This is a genomic window from Candidatus Methylomirabilota bacterium (assembly GCA_036005065.1).
GTDB lineage: Bacteria > Methylomirabilota > Methylomirabilia > Rokubacteriales > DASRDR01 > DASYQW01.
In genome coordinates, this window is sequence record DASYQW010000419.1 from 1 (window position 1) to 22,022 (window position 22,022).

Below are 22,022 nucleotides of genomic sequence, written 5' to 3' on the forward strand. Positions count from 1 at the left end.
CCCCAATCGGCGAATAAATCAGGCGGCCAGACGGTGAGCGATTTGCTCATACAGCGACTCCGTGGCCGGATTCTTGGCGAGGCGGAGCACGTTCCGGCCTCCGAGGCGGGTCAAACGCCCCGCTCGGGCGATGAGGAGAAACCGGAGCGTGCGCATGCTGCGGAAGAGGTAGCCGGAGGTGCGCTTGCGGGACCGAGGCTTCGGCTCGGCGAGAGTCTCCAGCTGGAAGCTCCGGATCAGGTTGTGGGCGAGGATGCTCAGTTGCTGCCAAGCGCTGTTGGCCGCGTAGTGCTTCGTCGGGACCACGTCGAGGGCGAACTCGCCCTTGAGCTCGGCGAAGGTCTTTTCCTGCGCTCCCCGCCCACAGGCGAAGGCCCACAGGGCCGGGAGCCCCAGCGGCAGGTTCGTGGCGACGGCGGAGTACTCGTAGTGCCCGTCGTCGGGGGTGAAGAGATCGAGCTGGAAGTTCTTCCGGGTCTGGTGCGCGACGTGCTTGCGATAGAGGACGACGCGCAGCCGGAGGTCATTCCACTGGGGGACGACCAGCTCGGTCTCGTGGCCGGTCACGCCGGGCGCCACGGGGTGCCACCGCCGGCACGCCGCGGCGATCTGCTTGAGCGGCAGCCAACTCCAGTACCCTACCTTGATCGCGTAGAAGCAGTCGCGAGCGGGGAGCAGCTCGAGAATCCTGCGCTGGAAGAAGGCCGCATCCATGCGGAACTCCAGGACCACGCGCCGGCCGACCTGCCGCCGGAGGTCGTCGATGAGCTCGCGCAGGAAGGGGACGGCCTGCTTGGAGTCGTGGACGTTGCCGGGACGGTTCTTGAGGCGGAGGATGTGCCCGGTCTGGGCGACGTGGGCGAGCAGCGGGTAGTAGCTGGGATCCTTCCGGTGATGCGGGTTGAAGCCGCGGAAGGCCCAGCCCACCGTGGCCCCCGTGCGGATGACCGAGCCATCGACGTCGATCGTGAGCCGCGGCAGATCCAGGCGCGCCAGCGCCTCGGTCACCAAGGCGCGGTTGAGGGCGACGAGGGGGGCAAGGGTCTCCTGGGTGAACTGGCGCAACCAGTCGGCCACGGTGCGGCGGGTGGGCAACCGCGCCAAGCCGCAGAAGCGCATCACCAGCGGATCGCCGCCGAGGTAGCGCAGGTGCTCCAAGCGCCGGGCCCCAACGTAGAACAGCGCGAGCAGCACCAGTGCGATTCGGGCACTGCCGTAGTCACTGCGCAACCCCGCGAACGCCTGGCGCAACCGCGCTCCCAGGTCGATCTGGCGCAGATAGCGCCCGAGCAGCTCCAGGCCGCCGTACGACGTGAGCGCCTGGGGCATGAACTGGATCGTGAGATCACCCTTGACCACCCGCCGCAAGCTCGCTACGCTCAAGCGCATCAGAGGGGCCTCCAGTGTGAGAGGGAGTGCATGGCTGTGCTCTCCCTTTCGATCGCATTGGAGGCCTCTTTGATTCATATTCCCCGCACTTTCACGTCCCGCTTATTCGCCGATTGGGGCTAACAGCGCGCTCGAGCGGCCGCGCTTCGCGCGCCGCTCAGCGCGAGCGTTCGCCGCACCGGGAAACCGCCGTGACCGGACCGTTGGCGACACCACGAGTGGGCCGCCACCCGACAAGATCCATGGGAGAAACGGCGTGAGAGATGTGATACAGCAGATCGGTCTCGCCATCCTTGCGCTCACCCTGGGCGTCATCGTGTCCCCGCCCGCCACGGAGGCACAGCAGACGCAACGGATATATCGGATAGGCTTCCTCGGGAACTCCACCGCCGCCCTCGAGACCAATCTCGTCGAGCCATTCCGCAAGGGATTGCGTGACCTGGGTTACATCGAGGGCGCGAACAGCCAGATTGAGTATCGATGGGCGGCGGGACAGTATGAACGGTTTCCCGCTCTCATCGCAGAGCTGATCGCCCTGAAGGTCGATGTGATTGTGACCGCCGGTACGCCTGCCGCCCTCGCCGTCAAGAAGGCTACGACCTCGATTCCTCTCGTGATGGTGGCCGTTGGCGACCCAGTCGGCACGAGCCTCGCAGCCAGCCTGAGCCGGCCGGGTGGAAACGCTACTGGGCTGTCTTCGATCGCACCGGACATGGAAGGCAAGCGATTGGAGTTGCTCAGGGAGGTCCTTCCCAAGGTCTCCCACATCGCGGTGCTGTGGAATCCAGCCAACCTGTTTCACGTCGGCTCCTCGAAGCAGGCGCGGGATGCCGCGCAGGCGATGCGAATCAAGTTGCAGTTCTTTGCCGCACGATCCACGGAAGAGCTCGCCGATGCATTTGCTGCAATAGTCAAGGATCGCCCGCAGGCACTCGTGGTCTTCGCGGACCGGGTGTTCCTGCACAACCGCACCCGCATCGTGGACTTCGCACTCGCGAGCCACTTGCCAACGGCGGTGACGCACCAGGAACTGGTTGACACCGGCGGCCTGATGTCTTTCGGGGCGAACTATCCCGATATGCACCGACGCGCGGCGATATACGTCGACAAGATCCTCAAGGGCGCGAAGCCCGGTGACTTGCCGATCGAGCAACCCACGAGGTTCGAGCTCGTCATCAATCTGAAGACTGCCAAGGCGCTGGGGTTGACGATTCCGGCTTCGGTGCTGCTTCGGGCAGATCGCGTCGTCGAATGACCGAGCGCCGAACTACAGGATTCACGCGGCGGCCTTCGGCCGCGGGTGATCCTGCGCGTTCGGCGCACGAGCGGTGGAGCCCGTCGCGACGACGCGCGGCGTCGACAGGGCGCGGCCCTCGGTTGACGGCGCGGCAGCGGCTCGGGCGGGCCGATGGGCCGCACACGCAGCCGTGGCCGGTGGACCATGGCCATCGCGGCGGCCCCCGCCGTCGCGACCAGCCAGATCGGCCGTCCGGTGAGATCATCGCGCCTGTCCGGTGGTGTATTGTGCGGGCTACGCGTGGAACTTCCCTGTGGGGTGGCTCTACGCCATCACGTCGAGCAGCTTCCACCCATCGTTGTCCGGTTCCGCCACGGTGGACGCCGGAATTCTCCCAACTGGAGTAACAGACTTGTTGGGCTACCCGGATGGCCGGCGAGTGCGCTGGACCGAGGAGGCGAGAATCCTGAGGACTGTCGGGCTCATCATCACATTCATATTCGGCCTTCTTGCAATACCGCTTGCGGCTGAAACCCAGCAGCCAGCGAACATCTCTCGGGTAGGGTTTCTCGGGACCTTCCCGGCGAACCTCCGTGACGAGGCATTGCGGCAAGGCCTCCGCGAGTTCGGCTACGTGGAGGGTCAGAACATCGCGATCGAGCGGCGATATTCCGAGGGGAGGGCCGAGGGGCTCCCCGACCTCGCGACCAAGCTGGTCCGCCTCAAGGTTGACCTCATTGTTGTTGACGCCTGTGGGGCGCCGCTCAATGCCGCCAGTCAAGCAACCAGCACGATCCCCATCGTGGTAGCGGCCTGTAACGATGACCTTGTTGCGACCGGGCTTATCTCCAGCCTCGCGCGACGTGGAGGCAACATTACGGGGCTGTCTGAGCTCACCCCGGAGCTCGGGGCCAAACGTCTTGAGCTGCTGAAAGAGGCCGCCCCCAGGGTGGGCGCGTCGCCGTCCTATGGAACCCGGCGTATTCCGAACGGTTCAGCCCCAAATTCCGCTTCTGGTCATCCGATTGGGTCGAGGTGCGAGCCGCGACCCAGGTGTTGGGCATGACGCTTCAATCCGTGGAGATCCGCGGCCCCGACGATTTCGATACGGCGTTCTCAGCCATAGTCAGAGAGCGGGCCGAGGCCCTGATTACCTTTTCGGACCCGCTAATCGTTTTCCATGGAAGACGGATTGCCGATCTCGCGGCGAAGAGCCGCCTGCCGGCAGTGTACGCGTACAGGGAGGTTGTGGATGCAGGAGGCCTGATGTCCTAGGGGCCGAGCATCTCTGACTTGTTCCGGCGTGCCGCCGCTTACGTCGGCAAGATCTTGAAAGGGGCCAAGCCCGCCGATCTCCCCATGGAGCAGCCCACGAAGTTCGAGCTGGTCATCAACCTCAAGACCGCGAAGGCCCTTGGGCTCACGATCCCACAGTCGCTCCTCATCCGGGCGGACCAGGTGATCCGGTGAGCCCCTGGGGCCGGGATCATCATCTCCACGCAGACCGCCGGAACAAGTCACGGCACACCAGAGGCGTCGCACGGGCGACGAGCTAACCTCGGCGCTCGACCCCGAGATGATCAACGAGGTGCTGGAGGTGATGACCGACCCGGCCAAGGAGCGCCTCCGATGAAGCGATGCGTTGCTGTGTGGTTGGCGGGGGTTCTGCTGCTCAGTGAGGCCGCGCCGGTCCTGGCCGAGACGGTCCTGCAGAAGATCAGCCGGACCGGGGTCCTGACCGCGGGGACGCGGGGCACCAACATCCCCCACGCGTTCATCAATGAAAAGAACGAGTGGATCGGTTTCTCCATCGACCTCCTGGAGGCCATCCGGGCCCGCCTGGAGAAGAAGCTGGCCAAGCGGATCAAGCTCGTGAAGAAGGAGGTCACGCCGACGACCAGGATCCCGCTGGTAGCCAACCGGACCATCGACGTCGAGTGCGGCTCCACCACCTACACCCGGGGCCGGGACGAGACGGTGGACTTCTCCATCAACTTCTTCTTCACCGGCACCCAGCTCCTGGTGAAGAGGGGGAGCGGGATCAAGAGCGTGGCGGATGTGGCCGGCAAGCGCGTGGGGGTCCTCCAGGGAGGGAGCGGCGAGAAGGCCTTGCGCGCCGCCCAGCCCAAGGCCGACGTGGTGACCTTCCAGGAGCACCCGGCTGCCTTCCTGGCCCTTGAGCAGGGGAGGATCGTCGCCTACGCCAACGACGGCATCCTCCTGGCCGGGCTGGCCGCCAGTGCCAAGAACCCCAAAGACTACGGGGTGGTGGGGGACTTTTTCGGGAAGGAGCCTTACTCCTGCATGGTCCCGGAGAACGACTCCAAGTGGCGCGACTTCGTGAACCACACCTTCATGGAGCTCATCGACAGCGGGAAGTTCTTCGAACTCTACGCCAAGTGGTTCGGAGAGCGCGGCGTAGTCCCTTATCCGATGTCGGACCAGGTCCGCAACTACATGATCATGCAGTCCATGCCGGAGTAGCGGAACTCGGGAGAGTGGCCGACCCGTTGGAGGCCCGTGGACGGCGCCTGCGCAGCCGAGGGCGGTGGACCGCAAGCCACCTCGTCGGCCCCCCTGGGACCAGCCTGATCGGCCGTCCGGGGAGATCATCGTGGGTCGTCCGGGGGTGTATCGCGTGGGCTTGCCTGGAGCGTGCGGGCTGGAAGCTCAAGTGAGTGCCGGAGTCGATGCGGCGTCGAACATCGCCGTGGAGCGGACCGCTGGCTCGCATGCGCTCGCCGCGGCCGCTCACCGCATGCGTTATCCGTACTGAGTGAGGCTTGCGGCTCCAGACGTATCAGCTGGTCGACCCACGATGCGACGAGCACTCCTTCGGCGCTTTCCGTACGCGGTGTTTTATGAGGTCGGGCCTCTCGAGATCGTGGTCTATGCAGTTTTCCACGGCGCGAGGAACCCACGCGCTTGGAAGCGCAGAAGAGACGGATAACCACACGTGTGAGCGGACCGCTGGCTCGCGTGCGCTCGCTGCAGCCATCATGTCTAGACCCGCAGGCGTGATTTTGCGCTACGTCGACACCGTCTTGTTTGACCTTCTGGAGATCGCGGAAGCGCCAGCAGCGCGGTTGGCATCGCGGTAGCCGATGACTTCAGTGTCTGGATATTCGAGAAGGGCGGCCAGGCGCCGAACTCTGCGCTACAGTGGACCGAGTGCTCGACTCGATATAACAAGAGGACGGGTGTACCGCACCCCGATATACGGGTACCGTCATCCCCGACAGCGGCGGGCGTTGAAACGTCGCGCCCAGACTCTTGCGCCGGGCTGACGACTCACACGCCGCCGAAGGCCGCGCCCCACACGTGATTCAGACTGAACAAGAATGATGCATCGGGTGCCAGCGGGCCGGCTCGTCCTGCGGTCAGGAGGCCCGCGCCCGTCAGCGGTTGAGCGCGCGCCGGGCGAAGCCCAGCAGGCCCTGGGGCACCAAGATCACCATCAAGGTGAAGATCACCCCGACCGGGATCAGGTAGTACTCCGTCCAGAAGCGCGAGAAGCCCTCGCGGAGGAGGAAGAAGAAGGCGGCGCCCGCCACCGGCCCCACCAGCGTCCCCATCCCGCCCATGACGTTGAAGATGACCACCTCGCCGGAGACCAGGAAGAAGACGAAGTCGGGCGCCGCGAACTTGTTCTGGACCGCATAGAGCACGCCGGCCAGCCCCGCGAAGAGCCCGGAGAGCATCACCGCCACCATCTTGTAGCGCTCGACGTGGTAGCCGATGGCGCGGGTGCGGGGCTCGTTCTCCCGGATGGCCTGCAGCACCATGCCGAAGGGCGACTGGGTGATGCGCCGGAGCAGGAGGTAGGACGCGGTCACCACCGCCAGCACGAACCAGTGCAGCGTGACCGGCGTGAAGGCCACCGCGCCGAGGCCGGGGATCCCCAGCGGCGGCTGGCGGAAGGTGAGGCCGTTCTCGCCGCCGGTCAGCTCGGTCCAGGTGAAGATGACCACGTAGAAGATCTGGGAGAAGACGAGCGTGGTGATCGCGAAGTAGATGTCCCGCAGCCGGGTGGCGAAGTAGGCCACGAAGACGGCCACCAGGCCGGCGCCGAGCAGCCCGTAGAGGATGGCCAGCCAGAGGTTGGGCGGGCGCACCGTCAGCAGGGCGGCCGCCGCCCCGTACATGCCGAGGCCGAAGAAGGCGGAGTGGCCGAACGAGACCATCCCGGTATAGCCGATCAGGATGTCCGACGACATCGCCAGCAGCCCCCAGATCAGGATCTCGGTGACGAACCGGCGCCAGAACTCGGGGAGCGCGAGCGGCGCGGCGCCGAGCAGCGCCAGCACGATGGCGAACCCGATCCAGTAGGGAGTGGTCGAGGCCCGGGCCGTCACTTGGGCGTGGGCACGAACAGGCCGGTGGGGCGCACCAGGAGCGTGAGGATCAGGACCACGAAGGAGACGATCACCGCCTGGGCCGGGCTCACCCAGATCGAGGCGAAGGCCTCCAGCAGGCTGATGAAGATCGCCGCCAGGATCGAGCCGCCCAGGTTCCCCATGCCCCCCACCACCACCACGATGAAGGCGCGGAGGATCACGTCGAGCCCCATGGCGTGATTCACGCCCACCAGGGGGCCGAACAGGACGCCGCTGGCGGCGGCCATGGCGGCGCCGATGGCGAACACCCCGGTGTGGACGAGGGGCACCGGGATGCCCATGGCGGCGGCCATGATCCGGTCCTGGGTGGTGGCCCGGATCCAGATCCCGTACCGGCCGTACTTCATGAAGAGCCACAAGGCACCGATGATGGCCGCCGAGCAGAGCGCGATCACGATCCGGTACCAGGGGTATTCCAGGTAGAAGAGCTTGAAGTGCCCCGTGAACGGCTCCTGGATCTTGCGGGCCACCGGGCCGTACTGCCACAGCGCGTAGTTCTGGAGGACCAGGGAGATGCCGAAGGTGGCCAGGATCGTCGTCAGGGGATCCCGCCCGAGCAGCGGGCGCAGGGCGACCACCTGAAGCGCGGCCCCGAGCAGGGCGATGGTGACCGAGGCCACCACCAGAGCCAGCCAGAAGCTGCCGGAGGCGGCCAGCGTGGTCACGCCCACATAGGCGCCGAGCATGAAGAGATCGCCGTGGGCGAAGTTCACCACGTCCATGATGCCGAAGATCAGCGTGAGCCCCGAGGCCACCAGGGCCAGGATCATCCCGCTGACGATGCCGTTGACGATCTGGACGAGGAGGAGGTCCCAGGGAAGCGCCACGTCAGACCCCGAGGTACTGGTGGATCACCGTCCGGTCGCGTCGCAGCTCGGCGGCCGGCCCGTGGTGCCGCACCACGCCCTTCTCCATGATGTAGACGCGATCGGCGACGTCCAGGATGAGCGGCACGTTCTGCTCGACCAGGAGAATCGCCACCCGGTCCCCGTGGAGCACCTCGATGATCTCCCGGATGGCGGCTACCATGCGAGGCATCAGGCCCTCGGTGGGCTCGTCGAGCAGGATGATCTTCGGCTCCAGCATCATGGCCCGGGCGATGGCCAGCATCTGCTGCTCGCCGCCGGAGAGCGTCCCCCCCGCCTGGTTCCGGCGCTCCCGGAGAACCGGGAAGCTCTGGTAGACCTTCTCGAGCAGGCCCCGGCGCCGCTCCGGACCGACATCCGGGCGATCCAGGCCGGTACGCAGGTTCTCCATCACGGTGAGGAGCCGGAAGACGCGGCGGTCTTCCGGGACATAGCCGATGCCCAACCGGGCCACCCGGTGCGGGGCCAGGCCGGCGATGTCGCGGCCCTCGAACGTGATGCGGCCCGCCGAGGGGGAGGCCAGGCCCATGATCGTCTTGAGCGTCGTGCTCTTCCCCACCCCGTTGCGGCCCAGCAGCCCCACCACCTCACCGGGGCCGACGTCGATCGACACCCCGTGGAGGACGTGGGACTTTCCGTAGTAGGTGTGGACGCCGTCGAGGGTGAGCATCAGGTCTTGAGGTAGACCTCCTGCACGCGGGGGTTGGCCTGGATCTCGGCGGGAGTGCCCTCGGCCAGGACCTCGCCGTAGTGGAGCACGGTGATGGTCCGGGCCAGGCCCATCACGACCTCCATGTCGTGCTCCACGATGAGGATGGTGAGGTCGGCGGCGATGCGCCGGATGAGCTCGACCGTGGCCCGGGTCTCGGCCACCGACATGCCCGCCGTCGGCTCGTCGAGACAGAGCAGCTTCGGCTCGGTGGCCAGCGCGATGCCGATCTCGAGGTGACGCTGCTCCCCGTGGGACAGGTTGACCGCCAGCTCGTCCTCCTTGTCCCCGAGACCGACCGCGGCCAGGACGGCGCGCGCCCTGACCAGCACGTCCGCGTAGGCCCGATGGTGGCGCAGGAGATTCCAGCCGTGGTGTCGGGACTGGGCGGCGACGCGCACGTTCTCCAGCACGGTCGCCCCCGGCAGGATGTTCGTGATCTGATACGAGCGCGCGATGGCCTTCCGGGAGATCTGGTGCGGGGGCAGCCCCGTGATGTCCTGGCCGGCGAAGAGGATGCGCCCGCCGGTCGGCCGAAGCACGCCCGTCACGCAGTTGAAGAAGGTCGACTTGCCGGCCCCGTTGGGACCGATGATGGCGCGGATCTCGCCCGGCGGCACCGCCAGGGAGACCTGGTTGAGGGCGCTCAGCCCCCCGAATCGCATGGTGAGCCGCTCGGTGCGGAGGATGGGCCCGTCCCCTGCCGCCGGGCCGGCCCGGACGGGCCCCCCGTCACCCGACCCGGCCATCACCGGTGTGATTGCACGACCCGCGAGAGGAATGCCGCCACGCCCATGGAGTTCCGCTCCGAGCGCGGGCTCCGCCCGCGCAACCCACCTCCTCGGGGGTGGGTCTGGGAGGGGGCCGCCGAGGCCCCCTCCCACTGTCTAGGCGAACTTGCACGCCGGCGGAAAGATCGTCTTTTCCTTGGGGACGACCTCCACGATGTGGTGCTTGCCGCCCTTGATGTCGAAGATGAACTCGCGGAGGAACGCCTGGTGGTCTTCCTTGCGGAGGGTCTTGTCGCCCTGCGGGAAGTCGTCGCCTTCCTTCATCTCGAGGCCTTCCAGCGCCTCGATGAGCTTCATGGTGTCCTCGCGCCCGCGGAAGCCGGACTTCTGGATGCCGAGCTTCAGGGCGTTCATGGCCTCGAAGTTGGATTGCACGTAACGGTCGGGCAGCGGTCCCGAGGGGTCGATCTGCCGGAGCCGCGCCACCGCATCCTCGAAGAACTGCTTGTGCGAGGAGGTGTTGAGCGGGGCATCGAGGACCGGGACGTAGCGGTTGATGCCCACGAAGCCTTCGATCTTGTTGCCGAGGGCCGGCAGGTTCGTGGACTCGGCGATGGCGCCGTCGCCGGCCCACTTGTACTTCCTGGTGAGGCCGAGATCGAAGGCCTGGTTGCCGATGGTCACGCCATCCTTGCCGAAGAAGATCCCGAGCAACCCGTCGAAGCTGCCGGTGATCTTCGAGAGGAACGGCGTCATGTCAGCCGTCCCCAGCGGGATGCCGGTCGTCGCCACGACCTCGCCCCCGGCCTTCTTGATCTGGTCGGCGTAGGCGTCGCGCGTGGACTGCCCCCACGCATAGTCGGCGAAGGCGATGTGCCAGCGCTTGCCCATCTTCCCCACCAGGTACGGGGCGAAGGCCACCGCCTGGGCCGGCGCGTAGTCGAAGGGCCGGAAGGTGTACCGGCTGCACTTGGACGTGGTCATGGTCGTGTCCAGGCACACGCCGATCATGTTGACGATCTTGTGCTCCTCGAACACCGGCATGCAGGCCAGGCACACGTTGGAGAGGAACCCGCCCTCGTGGGCGTCGATCTTGTCCTCCACCAGGAGCTTCTCGGCCTTGCGGCGACCCACGTCGGGCTTGGACTCGTAGTCGGCGATGACGAGCTCGATCGGACGCCCGCCGATGCCGCCGCTCTTGTTGATGCGGTCCACGGCCATCTGGGTGCCGACCAGGGCCGTCTTGCCGCCGGCCGCCGCCGCGCCCGACAGGGGCTGCATCGTCCCGATCTTGTAGGGCTTGGCCTGGCCGAAGGCCTCGCGCCAGGGCGGGGGCACCAGCAGGGTGGCGCCGAGAGCGCCGGCCGCCGCGGCCGAGACGCCGAGGAAGCGCCGCCGGGTCGTCTTGCCGCTCCACCACAGGTCCTTGGTCCAGGGTTCGTCGTGCCAGCGTTCTGCCATCGATTGTTCCTCCTGTTCCATTACGCGCTGCGGACCGGTGTCGACTCCGGGTGGCGGCCCGCCGCGGTCAGCGAGCCGCCTCCCTCGCACTCGCTCTCACTGGAGGGTCTCGTCCGCCTGCTGCAGCACGGACGGCGGGATCGTCAGCCCCAGGGCCTTGGCGGTCTTGAGGTTGATGACCAGCTCGAAGCGGGTGGGTTGCTCCACGGGGAGGTCGGCCGGCTTGGCGCCCTTGAGGATCTTGTCCACGTACAGGGCCGCCCGCCGAAACTGGTCGGGGAGGCTGGCCGCGTACGCCATGAGGCCTCCCGCCTCCACGAACTCTCGTCCGTCATAGATGGCGGGCAGACGGTTGGTGGCCGCGAGCTCGACGATCCGTCCACGCTGCGCCGTGAACACGGGGTCCGACAGCGCGATGAACGCCTCGGCATGCGCCCGGCGCGCCTTCGTGAAGGCGTCGCCCAGCTCGTCCCGGTTCCGCGCTTCCACCATGTGAAGCTTCAGGCCCAGCGACTGGGCGGCCGCCCTGGTCTCGGTCCACAGGGGAGTGGATTCGCTCGTGCTGCTCGGATTGCGGAGGACGGCCACCTGGGTGATCGACGGCACGGCCTGCTTGAGCAGCGTCAGCCGCTTCCCGCCCAGCCCCGGCTGGAAGAGCGTCACGCCCGTGATGTTCCCCCCCGGCCGGGCGAGGCTCACCACGAACCGGCTCGCCACCGGGTCACCGACGGCGGCCATCACGATGGGGACGGTGCCCGTCGCGCGCTGGACGGCCCGGGTGGCGGTCGTCCCCGCGACCATGATGAGGTCCACGCGGCGCTGCACCAGGTCCGCCGCCAGGCTGGGCAGCTGATCCACCCGCTGATGCGCCCACCGATACTCGATGGCAATGGTGCGGCCCTCGACGTACCCGAGGTCCCGCAGCCCCTGCCGGAAGAACTGCAGGTAGGGGTCGAGCGGCAGGCCCGGCCGCAAGACCCCGATGGTCGGCAGCTTGCCGCCGGGCGGGGACGTGGCGGCGATCGGCGCGGCCAGCGGCGCGGCGAGCAGGCCGACGGCGAGGCTGGCGAGGATCAGCCGGGCGGCCCTCGACATGCCGGCAGGCTAGGACGGCCGGGCGGGGCTGTCAAGGCCGGTCCCGCCGGCCATCGACTGGCTGGCTAACCGGGGGCGGCCTTGCCGCCTCGCCCGCTTCGCGATACGGTGGCGCTCGGGGCGCTCCGTCGCCGACCCCTCGCCCACCCGGCTGTCGTGGAGGACGCCATGAGAGGACGCCCGACGCTGCCGCTGTCCCTGGGCCTCGCGATCCTCGTCGCCGCGCTGGCGGCGTTCGGGGTCACGGCTCGAGGCCAGACCCCGAAGCGCGGGGGGATTCTCAACGCCATGCTCGCCGAAGACCCGCCGGGCTTCTCGATCCACGAGTCGGCCACGATCTCCGGCGTCTGGCCGGTGATGCCGTGCTACTCGAACCTGGTCCTCTTCGACCCGCTCAAGCCCCAGGAGACCGCGGACACGGTGCTGCCCGAGCTGGCGGAGCGGTGGTCCTGGCAGGACAACTATCGGAACCTCGTCTTCTTCCTCCGCAAGAGCGTGCGGTGGCACGACGGCCACCCGTTCACGTCGAGGGACGTCAAGTACACCTTCGACGTCGTCCGCGAGGCGGCCGACGCGCCCGCCAAGCTCCGGCTGAACCCGCGGAAGGACTGGTACGCGAACGTGGAGGCGATCGAGACGCCCGACCCTCACACGGTCGTCTTCCGGCTCAAGCGGCCCCAGCCCTCGCTCCTGCTCATGCTGGCCGCGGGCTACTCGCCGGTCTACCCGGCCCACCTTCCCCCCGCCGATCTGCGCTTCCGCTGCGTGGGCACCGGGCCCTTCCGGCTCAAGGAGTACGTCCGCGGCCAGCTGATCGAGCTGGAGCGCAACCCCGACTACTTCATGCCGGGCCGGCCGTACCTCGACGGGATCCGCTACCCCATCATCACCGAGCGGGGCACCCGGCTGGCGGCGCTCCAGGCCGGGCGCCTCGACGTGGCCATGCCGCTGGAGATGACCCGGACCATGGCGGAGACGGCGAAGATGACCGCGCCGTCGCTGGTGGTCACCGAGACCGGGCAGATCGGAACCGACAACGTGATCATGCACCACAAGAAGCCGCCCTTCGACGACGTGCGGGTGCGCCGCGCGATCAGCCTCGCGATGGACCGCCAGGCCTTCGTCCAGGGCGTCCGCCACGGCGGCGCGGTCGTAGGGGCCGCCCTGATGCCGCCGCCCTTCGGGGTCTGGGGCCTCCTCGACAAGGAGCTGCGCGGGCTGCCGGGCTACCGCGCCGCCGGCCAGGACAAGGCCGAGGCCAAGCGGCTCCTGGCCTCGGCGGGCTTCGGTCCCGGCAAGCCGCTCCGCGTGGAGCTGGTCACCCGGGCGTTCGCGATCTACGTGGACGTGGCCGCGTTCGTCGTGGACCAGCTTCGGCTGGTGGGCGTGGAGGCGACGGTCAAGCAGATCGAGTCGAGCGCGTGGTTCCCGGCGCTCGCCCGGCGCGATTACCTGATCGGCGCCAACCTCACCGCGGCCGCCATCGACGATCCCGACGTGTATTTCTACGAGAACTACAAGTGCGGCACCTCACGCAACTACACCGACTACTGCAGCGAGGAGGTGGACCGGCTGATCGACCTCCAGTCTCAGGAGCTGGACCGCGACAAGCGGCGCACGCTCGTGTGGGAGATCCAGAAGAGGCTCGAGGCCGACGTGGCGCGGCCGATGCTCGGCTGGCGGAACGAGTACTTCACCCAGTGGCCCTACGTCCGGAACCTCGTCCCGCACCACTCGCTCTACAACTACGGGCGGATGCAGGAGGTGTGGATGGACCGGTGAGGAGGGTGGCGGCGGCAAAGCCGCCGCTCGGAGCGGACCGGCATTATGCGTGGCGATGGGCTTCACGCCGGCGTGGTGACCCGACAGTCCCTCAGGCCGGGTAGATCCGCCGGAAGATGCCGGGCGAGCCCTCGTCGAGCTGGAGGAACGGGCGGATGCGCTTGGTCCACGGGCTGCCCATCCGATTCTGCTGCCAGGCCTCGCTCTCGGGCACCCGCTCGTGCTCCAGCTCGTACACCGTCAGGTATTTCGGCTGCCCGTCGACCACCACGAAGCGACGGACGCGGATGCAGCCCGGGACCGCGAGGTATCCCGGGATGTAGCACGTGTTGTACCAGGCGTGGAACTCCTCCTCCAGGTGGGCGGGAATGTCCATCCGCCCCATCTGGAGACATCGCGGCATCTCCATCGTGTTCTCGATCGGATTGGTGCGGGTCGGGAAGATCTGCCGGTAGGCGTTGAGGATGTAGTTGCGCCCCACATGGCCGCCGGACGCCTGCTGCCGCCAGGGTGAGGGCTTGTAGCGGACCGCGTCGAGGAAGGCGGCGCTGCGGAGCACGTTCGGATCCTCGAGCTCGTACATCGCCAGGTACTTCGGCCCGCCCTTGACCGCGACGTAGCGGCCGGCGCTGAGGAACCCCGGTATCGCGAGCAGATGCTTGATGTGTTCTTCGTCGTACCAGCGGTTGAACTCGGCCTCGTGCGCCGGGTCCACGTCGGTCCAGAGCATCAGCAACCCGGTGCCCCGTGTCTTGGCCATCACGCCGCCTCCACCGGCTCAGTCCTCCGAGCTCGGGTCGTCCGGGGCCCGAAAGATCGTGACGTCCTCATCCCGGTAGACGAGGCGAAATCCCGCAATCTCCCAGAGCTGCTCCTCGGCCTTCGTGAGCGGCACTCGCCGCTCCGTGCGGCGCCGATCCACGTCGACCGGGCGGTCTTCCCGGCGCCGGTCCGCCCGCCGGCGGTCGACCACCACGTCCACCAGATCCACGCCCTCGAACGCTCGCCGCAGCTGCGCGTACAGGTGCTCCTGGTCCGGCCGCACGATGAAGAGCCATCGGTGTCCTTTGCTCACTCGACGTCCCCGTGGGCCCCGGCGGCGAGCGGTGCGGTCAGGAGGCCGAGGACGCGGGTGACGCTCGGGACGGTGTCGCTGAGCACGGCGGTAGGCTAGGCAGGATACGCCAGGCTGTCAAGCTGGGGTCCTGTGCGTCTGGGGCCCCGTGCGAGCGGAGCAGCCTCGCGCCGCGCCTCGCCCGGGCGGGCTTATCGGGCGGCCCTCCCTCTGCTATCCTCGACACCGGAGTCAGCGGGCCCCGAATGGCAAGGGAAGGAGCCGTCTCCATGACACCCCGGACCCCCGTCTCTGGCCCCTGTGCCTGGCGCGGCGAGGAGATGGCGCGCTCGACGCGCTGGGTCCGCACGCTCGATCGCGACGCGCTCGACGAGATCGACGCCGCGCTCCGCCAGGCTCGATCGCGCGGTCTGGCCTGGCCCGAGACGACCCGCGAGCGCTTTCCCCTCCCGACGCTGGACAGGGTGCTGGCCGAGATCGCCCGCGAGCTGGAGGACGGCTGCGGCCTGATCAACCTGCGCGGCCTGCCGGTCGCGCGCTACACGCCCGCCGAGCTGCGCCAGATCTGGTTCGGGCTCGGCAGCCACCTCGGCCGGCCCGTGTTCCAGAACCGGCGCGGCGAGCTCATGCGCGAGATCCGCGACGAGGGACGCAGCGTGGGGGAGCGCTACGGGCAGATCCCGGCCGGGGAGGGCGGGTCGGGCACCGTGCTCTCGTCCTACGCGCGCACGCTCTCGAACGGGCCGCTCCGCTTCCACACCGACCGCTGTGACGTGGTCGGCCTCCTCTGTGTCGGTCAGGCGCGCCAGGGCGGGATCAGCAAGCTCTGCAGCTCCGTCGCGGTGCACGACGAGATGCTCCGACACCGGCCGGATCTCGCCGCGGTCCTGTACCAGGACGTCTATCGCAGTCGCTTCGGCGAGGAGGCGGAACGCCCCGACGTCGTGTACCCACTTCCTATCTTCGGCGTGCGCGACGGCAAGTTCACGAGCCACTACTCGCTCACCTTCATCGAGGTGGCTCAGATGGTGCCGGGGGTGCCGCCGCTCAGCGGCGCCCAGCAGGAGGCGATCGAGCTGCTCATGGCGCTCACCGAGGAGCTGTCCTTCGAGATGCGGTTCGAGCCGGGCGACATGCAGCTCCTCAACAACCACGTCATCTATCACGCCCGCACCGCCTTCGCGGACGACGCGGAGACGGGCAACGTGCGGCTGCTCTACCGGCTCTGGCTGTCGATGCCGAACAGCCGGGCGCTGCCGGTGGGGCACGAGGTGCTGTGGGGCAGCACCGAGCCCGGGGCACTGCGGGGCGGGATCGGCCAGGTCGCGGCGCCGTGAGCGCGCCTCACCGGGTACGCCAGAAAGGCCAGGGAGGCCGCGCGGGTCACGACACACCCTCCCGATCGACGGCGGCGAGCCCTTCGGGATCGACGATCGCGTGCTCCGGCGCCCCATGGTCCTCCGGCGAGCACTCCTCCCCTCGCGGGCTCCAGGACCGCCACACCCCGACCTCCCGATCACCCCGGTAGTCGCCCTCCCGGGCCTTGGCGCCGACGGGATACCAGGAGGTCCAGGTCCCGTCCCTCAGCCCCTCCCGGTACTCACCTTCCTCCCACTTGACGTTGAAGTCGTACCACCGCGACCAGAGCCCGTGTTCCTTCCCATTCTGGAATTCGCCCTCTTCCCGCTTCACGCCGCTGCCGAACAGGATGCCGTTCCCGTACCAGAAGGTCCACCGGCCGGCCTTCCGGCCCTCGACGAACTGCCCCTGGATCTTCGGCCGTCCGTCCGGATACGAGGCTCGATACGGCCCATGACGGGTGCGCGTCCCGCTTCGGTCGAGCCGTTCGCACCATTGCTCCCGTCCCGCCGGGGGCTCGGCTTCGGCGCGCGACGTCCCTTCCGGACAGGCGATCGCCGATTCGCCGCGCGCGAGCGCCCCGAGGATCACCAGGCCGCCCGCGGCGGCCAGCATCGCCGCCAGCCGCCGCCGTCTCACAGGCCGAGCCCGGCGCCCACGTCGCTCCGTCCGGCGACCGCCACCAGCCGCACGAGGTTGAGCCACACGACGCCGATCGCGAATCCTGCCGCGACATCGCTCAGCCAGTGAACGTCCAGGACCAGGCGGGCGGCGCCGGTCAAGGCCGCGAAGACGAGTGCCCCCGCATACAGCGCGGCGCGGACGGCGGGCCGCGCATTCCGTCCCAATGCCACCGCCAGCAGACCGTAGCCCACCACGGCGACCAGGGTGTGAGCGCTCGGGAAGCCGTACCCCGTGATCTCGTACCACGTCTGGTGGCTTCCGGGCCGGACGACGCCAAAGGCCATCTTGAGCCCGGCCGACAGGATCCAGGCCGAGGCCGTACCGAAGAGGATCACAAGCCCGTCGCGCCGGCGCCCGACCGCGACCAGACAGGCGGCCGCGGTGGCGACGGTCGCCAGCATCCCTTCACCGGTCAACCGGCTCAGAAACGACGCGAGGTTCCGGATCGCCGCCGACGGAGCGACGAGGTGGGCCGCCTGCTGGACGACGGAGTCGAGCCGCAGCACGATCTCGTCGTCCTCTCGAAACACGACGTCTTCGCAGATCGCGACGAACGCGATGGCGGCGACGGCGCTCGCGACGAGCTGCCGGGCGCCCAGGCGCCGCCACGTCTGCCGCACCCAGGCGGCGGCTTGCGAGCGGCGATCCAGCGCGCTCCAGGTCCCGCCGAGGGCGAGCAACGCGACGAGCCCGAGGAACATCGCCTGCGGGACGTCGCACCGCACCAGCAGGGCTTCGATGGCTGGCGTTCTGGTCCTCCCGCGGTCGGCGTATGACGGCTGGACGGCCTCTGATCGGCGGCATTATACACCGGGGCCGAGGCAGTAAGGGGCAGCACCCCGGCCGTTGAAGGTCGCCGGCCCGCGTTCCATAATGTCATGGTGGAATGCGTCCGGATGGAGGTTGCCATGCGTCGCCCACTGCTCGGACTCGTCCTCGCCCTGCTGGTGCTGCCCCTGGCGGCGCAGGCCGAGATCGCCGTCCAGGCATACACGCTCCCGGCTGCCGGTGGTCATCCGCACGACGTCGCCGTCGGGGCCGACGGGATCGTGTGGTACACGGCCCAGCGTAGCGGCCAGATCGGCCGTCTGGATCCCTCGACCGGCGCCGTCGAGCTCATCCCGCTCGGACCCGGGGCCGCCCCGCACGGCGTGGTCATCGGGCCGGACGGGGCGCCGTGGGTCACCGAAGGGGGGACCAACGCCATCGTCCGCGTCGACCCGAAGACGCGGGAGGTGAAGCGCTGGCCACTCCCCGAAGGGCGCGGCCACGTGAACCTCAACACCGCGACGTTCGACAAGCGCGGGCGCATCTGGTTCACCGGCCAGAACGGTGTCTACGGCCGGCTCGATCCGCGGACCGGCCAGGCGCAGGTCTGGGACGCGCCGCGCGGCCGCGGTCCCTATGGCATCGCCACGACGCCGGACGGCGCCGTCTACTACGCCTCGCTCGCCGGCAGCCACATCGCGCGCGTCGACCTGGACAGTGGCGCCGCCACGATCATCGAGCCCCCGACCAAGGATCAGGGAGCCCGGCGCGTGTGGTCCGACTCCAAGGGCCAGATCTGGGTCAGCGAATGGAACTCTGGCAACGTCAGTCGCTACGACCCCCGCACCGGAGCCTGGCGGACCTGGAAGCTGCCCGGCGACCGGCCGCGCGCCTACGCCGTCTATGTCGATGACCAGGACATGGTGTGGCTGAGCGACTGGGGCGCCAACGCCATGGTCCGCTTCGACCCCGGGACGGAGAAGTTCGAGGCATTTCCGAGCGACCATCGCGGGGCCAACGTGCGCCAGATCCTCGGCCGTCCAGGGGAGGTCTGGGCGCCGGAGTCCGGCGCCAACCGGCTCGTCGTCTATCGACGGAAGTGAGTGGCGTCGCCGGGCGGGGTCAGTCGACCGTGACGAAAACGCAGTGGCGCAGCTTCCCGTCGACCGCCGTGGAGCGATGACCCTTGCCCCAGGTGTCCTCGACGAGGATGATCTCGCCGGCCCCGATCCGTCGTGTCTCCCCGTCGCTCGCCGTGAGCTGGACGCCGGCGTCGAGATTGATGATGTACTGCGTCAGCGTCTCCAGGCCCGCCTCGGACTGGAAGAGCATGCCCATGCCTCACCTCGCGCGAGCTCAGCTCTCCACGGGAACGATCAGACAGTCGACCGCGCACGCGCCACGGCCGGGCGGGAGGAGGATCAGCGGGTTGACGTCGATCTCCCGCACCACGTCCCCGAGGTCGATGGCCAGCTCCGCGAAGCGCAGCAGCACGTCTACCAGGGCCGGCAGATCGGCGGCCGCCGCGCCCCGCGCCCCCTGCAGCAGGGCGTAGCCCCGCAGCCGGGCGAGCGCCGCTCGGGCCTCGGCCTCCGACAGCGGGGGCAGCAGGAGCTGGACGTCCTCGAGCGTCTCGACGAAGATGCCGCCGAGCCCGCACGCCAGGACCGGGCCGAACTGCGGATCGCGGCTCATCCCGACGATCACCTCGTGGCCCGGGCCTACCATCTCCTGGACCAGCACGCCCCGGATGATCGCCCGGGGCGCGGCCCGCCGGGCGCGGGCCAGGACGTGGCCGAAGCCCTCCCGCAGCGCGCCGGCGTCGCGGACGTCCAGGACCAGCGCGCCCGTCTCCGTCTTGTGCGCGATGTCCGGCGACTCCACCTTGAGCGCGACCGGGTACCCCAGGGCCTCGGCCGCCCGGAGCGCCTCGTCCACAGTCGCCGCCAGCCGCTCCCGGGTCGTCGGGATGCCGTAGAGCGCCAGGACCGCCTTGGCTTCGCGCTCGGTGAGCGACCGGCCTCCCGCAGTCCGGACGAGCGCCCGCGCCTCGGCCGCGACCGTCTCCGGGACCCGACGCCGCCTCGCGCTGCCCGCCTCCGGGTCCTGCCGTGTCCGCTGAAAGCTGGCGTAGCGGAGCAGCGCCGCGATCGCCTTCAGGCTGGCGTCGCTGCCCTGCAGGAACGGGATCCCGGCCAGCGCCTCGACGGGCTCGACCACCGGCAGATCGGGATTCGGACTGGCGTGGAGGTGGCCGCCCACCAGGGACATGACCAGGAACAGCACGTCGGGATGCTTGCCGACCGCGTCCTCCAGGATTCGGCCGACCGGCGACTGCCGATCGAGGCGGGCCGGAAAGGGGCGGCCCCACACGATGACGTCGACGGTGTCGGCCTCGGCGAGCGCGCTCAGGGCACCGTCGAGGATCTCGGTCTGGAACACGCCCTGGCCGGTGATGTCGAGGGGATTGCCCACACTGCCGTACTCCGGCAGGGCGGCCCGGAGCCTCCGGGTCGTCTCGTCGGGAAGCGGCGGGAACGCCACCCCGCACTCCCCCGCCAGGTCGGACAGGAGGCCCACGGCCCCGCCCGAGACGGAGATGGCGGCCACCCCGGCCCCGCGTGGCAGCTTCTTCGCGTGGAAGACGGCCAGGGTCTCGAGCAGCTCGTCGACGCTGTGGACCCGACTCACCCCCAGCCGGCGCAGCACGGCGTCGACGACCGCGTCCGAGCCGACCAGCGACCCCGTGTGGGCCAGGGCGGCCCGCCGGGCACCCTCGGAGCGTCCGATCTTGAGCATGACGATGGGCTTCCGTCGCGCCGCCGCCAGCTCGCAGGCCTCGACGAACCGCTCCGGCGTCTTGATCTGCTCGGTGAAGCACCCGATCACCCGGGTCTCGTCGTCCTCCACCAGGTACCGGATGTAGTCGGCCGCCTCCAGGTTCGCCTCGTTGCCGGTGGTGACCGCGATGGTCAGCCCGATCCCCCGCGCCAGCAGCGGCACCAGCACGCTGGGGGCCATCATGCCGCTCTGCAGGACGGCGCCGACGACGCCGGGAATCAGGCGCTCGAGCACGGTCGGCAACGCCAGCATCCCGATGCGCGCGTTCAAGAGCCCGAGACAGTTCGGACCGCCGACCGCGATGCCGCTCCGCTCCGCCCAGGCGGCCAGCTCGGCCTGGCGCTCTACTCCGTCCCGGCCGCTCATCTCGGCAAAGCCGCTCGAGACGATCTCGACCGCCCCCACGCCCGCCCGCTCGCACTGCTCCAGGATCGACGGGATCCGCTGCTGCACGACCCCCACCACGACCAGGTCCAGCGAATGAGGCACGTCGAGCAGCGACGGGTAGCACCGGGCGCCGAGGACGTGCTCGTATCGCGGGTTCACCGCGACGACCGGGCCCTGGTAGCCGTGGCGCAGCAGGTTCTTGAGGATGTTCGAGACGAAGCTGGGGTTCGGCGAGGCGCCGACCACCGCCACCGAACGCGGGCGGAGCAGCCGGTCGATCGAGCGGCCGCGGGCGGCGGCCGGATCGGAGAGGCCACCCGTCACAGGACGATCCGGGGAGAACCCACGTCAGCGCGCGGTGGGGAAGTCGGGCGGCCGCTTCTGGCGAATGGCCCGCGCGCCCTCTCGCACGTCGGGCCCCATGAACGTCAGCATCTCGAGCGCCAGGCTCTGATCGAAGATCGGGCCGGCCTGCCGGAGCCAGTTGTTGAGCGCCCGCTTCGTCCAGCGAATGGAGGGCTGGCTGCCCCGGGCGAGCCCCCGGGCGATGCCCCGGGCGGTCTCCATGAGCCGGTCGGGCGCCACGCAGAGACTGACCAGCCCGATGCGCTCCGCCTCCGGGCCATCCAGGAACTCGGAGGTCAGCAGGTAATACTTGGCCTTGGCCATGCCGCAGAGCAGCGGCCAGATGATGGCCGCGTGGTCTCCGGCAGCGACCCCGAGGCGGGTGTGACCGTCGGTCAGCCGCGCCGACTCCGAGATGATGCTCACGTCGGCCAGCAGGGCCACCACCAGCCCGGCCCCCACCGCCACGCCGTTGATGGCCGAGACCACCGGCTTGTCCAGGTTGATCAGGTTATAGACGAGGTCCGAGGCCTCCCGCAGGGTGCGGGCCACGGCCTCCGGATTGCCGGCCAGCTCTTCGACGAGCTCCAGGTCGCCGCCCGCCGAGAAGGCCTTCCCGGCCCCGGTCACGAGCGCCACCCGCGCCGCCGGGTCGGCATCCACGGTGAGCCAGACCTGGGTGAGCTCCCAGTGGAGGCGGGCATTGGTCGCGTTCATCACCTCGGGCCGGTTGATGGTGATCAGGAGCACCCCGTCGGCGTCGAGGTCGAACGTGAGGTGACGATAGTCGGCGTAGTTCATGGCGGTAATGCTCCGGCTAGCCTCAACGGGTGATCTGGTCGACGATCCGGTCGATCTCGCGAGTCCAGGCGTGGTCCGGATAGCGCAGGCAGAAG

The 22,022-nt window shown here is 69.0% G+C and carries 22 protein-coding genes and 1 pseudogene; 9 read left to right on the forward strand and 14 right to left on the reverse strand.

The features are described 5' to 3' along the window. Positions 1-18: 18 nt before the first annotated feature. Complete coding sequence (locus VGW35_27365; protein HEV8311396.1) at positions 19-1,389, reverse strand: IS1380 family transposase; 1,371 nt, start codon at positions 1,387-1,389, stop codon at positions 19-21. 265 nt (positions 1,390-1,654) lie between these two features. On the opposite strand from VGW35_27365, the gene VGW35_27370 reads away from it, so the two are divergent. The 6 genes and pseudogenes from VGW35_27370 to VGW35_27395 all read left to right on the forward strand — a co-directional run bounded on the left by VGW35_27370 (position 1,655) and on the right by VGW35_27395 (position 5,110). Then, the gene (locus VGW35_27370) at positions 1,655-2,644 is read left to right on the forward strand and encodes an ABC transporter substrate-binding protein (protein ID HEV8311397.1); all 990 of its coding nucleotides are present in this window, start codon (positions 1,655-1,657) and stop codon (positions 2,642-2,644) included. 421 nt (positions 2,645-3,065) lie between these two features. Further along, positions 3,066-3,692 carry an ABC transporter substrate binding protein gene (locus VGW35_27375; GenBank protein HEV8311398.1) on the forward strand — a complete coding sequence of 209 codons (627 nt, stop codon included), beginning with the start codon at positions 3,066-3,068 and terminating at the stop codon, positions 3,690-3,692. Beyond that, positions 3,689-3,901 (forward strand): hypothetical protein, encoded by a 213-nt coding sequence (locus tag VGW35_27380; protein HEV8311399.1) that lies wholly within the window; start codon positions 3,689-3,691, stop codon positions 3,899-3,901. Before VGW35_27375 ends, VGW35_27380 begins: the two co-directional genes overlap by 4 nt. Positions 3,902-3,919: 18 nt before the next feature. Beyond that, positions 3,920-4,096: an ABC transporter substrate binding protein gene (locus VGW35_27385; protein HEV8311400.1), complete on the forward strand. Its 177-nt coding sequence runs from the start codon at positions 3,920-3,922 to the stop codon at positions 4,094-4,096. Positions 4,097-4,172: 76 nt separating this feature from the next. Next, positions 4,173-4,253: pseudogene (glnQ, locus tag VGW35_27390) on the forward strand (glutamine ABC transporter ATP-binding protein GlnQ). A gap of 2 nt (positions 4,254-4,255) precedes the next feature. Next, the gene (locus VGW35_27395; GenBank protein HEV8311401.1) at positions 4,256-5,110 is read left to right on the forward strand and encodes an amino acid ABC transporter substrate-binding protein; all 855 of its coding nucleotides are present in this window, start codon (positions 4,256-4,258) and stop codon (positions 5,108-5,110) included. A 914-nt stretch (positions 5,111-6,024) separates the two neighbouring features. Here the strand turns inward: VGW35_27395 and VGW35_27400 are convergent. The 6 genes from VGW35_27400 to VGW35_27425 form a co-directional block, all read right to left on the reverse strand. After that, positions 6,025-6,981: a branched-chain amino acid ABC transporter permease gene (locus VGW35_27400; GenBank protein HEV8311402.1), complete on the reverse strand. Its 957-nt coding sequence runs from the start codon at positions 6,979-6,981 to the stop codon at positions 6,025-6,027. Further along, entirely contained in the window at positions 6,978-7,850 is an 873-nt protein-coding gene (locus tag VGW35_27405) for a branched-chain amino acid ABC transporter permease (GenBank protein ID HEV8311403.1), read from the reverse strand. Before VGW35_27405 ends, VGW35_27400 begins: the two co-directional genes overlap by 4 nt. A gap of 1 nt (position 7,851) precedes the next feature. Next, complete coding sequence (locus VGW35_27410) at positions 7,852-8,562, reverse strand: ABC transporter ATP-binding protein (protein ID HEV8311404.1); 711 nt, start codon at positions 8,560-8,562, stop codon at positions 7,852-7,854. Further along, complete coding sequence (locus VGW35_27415; GenBank protein ID HEV8311405.1) at positions 8,559-9,263, reverse strand: ABC transporter ATP-binding protein; 705 nt, start codon at positions 9,261-9,263, stop codon at positions 8,559-8,561. The genes VGW35_27410 and VGW35_27415 overlap by 4 nt, the downstream gene beginning before the upstream one ends. Before the next feature lie 222 nt (positions 9,264-9,485). Then, positions 9,486-10,790 carry an ABC transporter substrate-binding protein gene (locus VGW35_27420; protein ID HEV8311406.1) on the reverse strand — a complete coding sequence of 435 codons (1,305 nt, stop codon included), beginning with the start codon at positions 10,788-10,790 and terminating at the stop codon, positions 9,486-9,488. A gap of 96 nt (positions 10,791-10,886) precedes the next feature. Next, entirely contained in the window at positions 10,887-11,885 is a 999-nt protein-coding gene (locus VGW35_27425; GenBank protein ID HEV8311407.1) for an ABC transporter substrate-binding protein, read from the reverse strand. Positions 11,886-12,053: 168 nt separating this feature from the next. Here VGW35_27425 and VGW35_27430 point away from each other — a divergent pair, with 168 nt between their 5' ends. Next, positions 12,054-13,667 carry an ABC transporter substrate-binding protein gene (locus VGW35_27430; GenBank protein ID HEV8311408.1) on the forward strand — a complete coding sequence of 538 codons (1,614 nt, stop codon included), beginning with the start codon at positions 12,054-12,056 and terminating at the stop codon, positions 13,665-13,667. A 91-nt stretch (positions 13,668-13,758) separates the two neighbouring features. Here the strand turns inward: VGW35_27430 and VGW35_27435 are convergent, their stop codons facing one another. Together VGW35_27435 and VGW35_27440 are read right to left on the reverse strand one after the other, a co-directional pair. Further along, positions 13,759-14,427, reverse strand: a complete 669-nt coding sequence (locus tag VGW35_27435) for a hypothetical protein (protein HEV8311409.1) — start codon at positions 14,425-14,427, stop codon at positions 13,759-13,761. 18 nt (positions 14,428-14,445) lie between these two features. Then, positions 14,446-14,742 (reverse strand): hypothetical protein, encoded by a 297-nt coding sequence (locus VGW35_27440; protein HEV8311410.1) that lies wholly within the window; start codon positions 14,740-14,742, stop codon positions 14,446-14,448. A 269-nt stretch (positions 14,743-15,011) separates the two neighbouring features. On the opposite strand from VGW35_27440, the gene VGW35_27445 reads away from it, so the two are divergent. Next, positions 15,012-16,079 carry a TauD/TfdA family dioxygenase gene (locus VGW35_27445; protein HEV8311411.1) on the forward strand — a complete coding sequence of 356 codons (1,068 nt, stop codon included), beginning with the start codon at positions 15,012-15,014 and terminating at the stop codon, positions 16,077-16,079. A gap of 46 nt (positions 16,080-16,125) precedes the next feature. Here the strand turns inward: VGW35_27445 and VGW35_27450 are convergent, their stop codons facing one another. Next, positions 16,126-16,740, reverse strand: coding sequence for a hypothetical protein (locus tag VGW35_27450; GenBank protein ID HEV8311412.1), 615 nt, complete (start codon positions 16,738-16,740; stop codon positions 16,126-16,128). Then, positions 16,737-17,510, reverse strand: a complete 774-nt coding sequence (locus VGW35_27455) for a phosphatase PAP2 family protein (protein HEV8311413.1) — start codon at positions 17,508-17,510, stop codon at positions 16,737-16,739. Before VGW35_27455 ends, VGW35_27450 begins: the two co-directional genes overlap by 4 nt. A gap of 183 nt (positions 17,511-17,693) precedes the next feature. On the opposite strand from VGW35_27455, the gene VGW35_27460 reads away from it, so the two are divergent. After that, entirely contained in the window at positions 17,694-18,656 is a 963-nt protein-coding gene (locus VGW35_27460) for an SMP-30/gluconolactonase/LRE family protein (protein ID HEV8311414.1), read from the forward strand. Between the two features lie 19 nt (positions 18,657-18,675). On the opposite strand, the gene VGW35_27465 is transcribed toward VGW35_27460, so the two are convergent. Genes VGW35_27465 through VGW35_27475 form a run of 3 tightly spaced genes read right to left on the reverse strand, consistent with a single transcriptional unit; the run spans position 18,676 to position 21,927 of the window. After that, complete coding sequence (locus VGW35_27465; GenBank protein HEV8311415.1) at positions 18,676-18,885, reverse strand: hypothetical protein; 210 nt, start codon at positions 18,883-18,885, stop codon at positions 18,676-18,678. Between the two features lie 24 nt (positions 18,886-18,909). Continuing rightward, positions 18,910-21,105, reverse strand: a complete 2,196-nt coding sequence (locus VGW35_27470; protein HEV8311416.1) for an acetate--CoA ligase family protein — start codon at positions 21,103-21,105, stop codon at positions 18,910-18,912. Positions 21,106-21,129: 24 nt separating this feature from the next. Next, a complete protein-coding gene (locus VGW35_27475) occupies positions 21,130-21,927 on the reverse strand; it encodes an enoyl-CoA hydratase/isomerase family protein (protein HEV8311417.1) in 798 nt (265 codons plus the stop codon). Positions 21,928-22,022: the final 95 nt, after the last annotated feature.

What these genes read in the sequence shown, in the direction of transcription:
- VGW35_27425 (HEV8311407.1), bottom strand. Translation starts at nt 11,885, where the DNA reads ATGTCGAGGGCCGCCCGGCTGATCCTCGCCAGCCTCGCCGTCGGCCTG.
- VGW35_27365 (HEV8311396.1), bottom strand. Translation starts at nt 1,389, where the DNA reads ATGCGCTTGAGCGTAGCGAGCTTGCGGCGGGTGGTCAAGGGTGATCTC.
- VGW35_27420 (HEV8311406.1), bottom strand. Translation starts at nt 10,790, where the DNA reads ATGGCAGAACGCTGGCACGACGAACCCTGGACCAAGGACCTGTGGTGG.
- VGW35_27465 (HEV8311415.1), bottom strand. Translation starts at nt 18,885, where the DNA reads ATGCTCTTCCAGTCCGAGGCGGGCCTGGAGACGCTGACGCAGTACATC.
- VGW35_27395 (HEV8311401.1), top strand. Translation starts at nt 4,256, where the DNA reads ATGAAGCGATGCGTTGCTGTGTGGTTGGCGGGGGTTCTGCTGCTCAGT.
- VGW35_27430 (HEV8311408.1), top strand. Translation starts at nt 12,054, where the DNA reads ATGAGAGGACGCCCGACGCTGCCGCTGTCCCTGGGCCTCGCGATCCTC.
- VGW35_27435 (HEV8311409.1), bottom strand. Translation starts at nt 14,427, where the DNA reads ATGGCCAAGACACGGGGCACCGGGTTGCTGATGCTCTGGACCGACGTG.
- VGW35_27445 (HEV8311411.1), top strand. Translation starts at nt 15,012, where the DNA reads ATGACACCCCGGACCCCCGTCTCTGGCCCCTGTGCCTGGCGCGGCGAG.
- VGW35_27415 (HEV8311405.1), bottom strand. Translation starts at nt 9,263, where the DNA reads ATGCGATTCGGGGGGCTGAGCGCCCTCAACCAGGTCTCCCTGGCGGTG.
- VGW35_27460 (HEV8311414.1), top strand. Translation starts at nt 17,694, where the DNA reads ATGCGTCGCCCACTGCTCGGACTCGTCCTCGCCCTGCTGGTGCTGCCC.
- VGW35_27475 (HEV8311417.1), bottom strand. Translation starts at nt 21,927, where the DNA reads ATGAACTACGCCGACTATCGTCACCTCACGTTCGACCTCGACGCCGAC.
- VGW35_27380 (HEV8311399.1), top strand. Translation starts at nt 3,689, where the DNA reads ATGACGCTTCAATCCGTGGAGATCCGCGGCCCCGACGATTTCGATACG.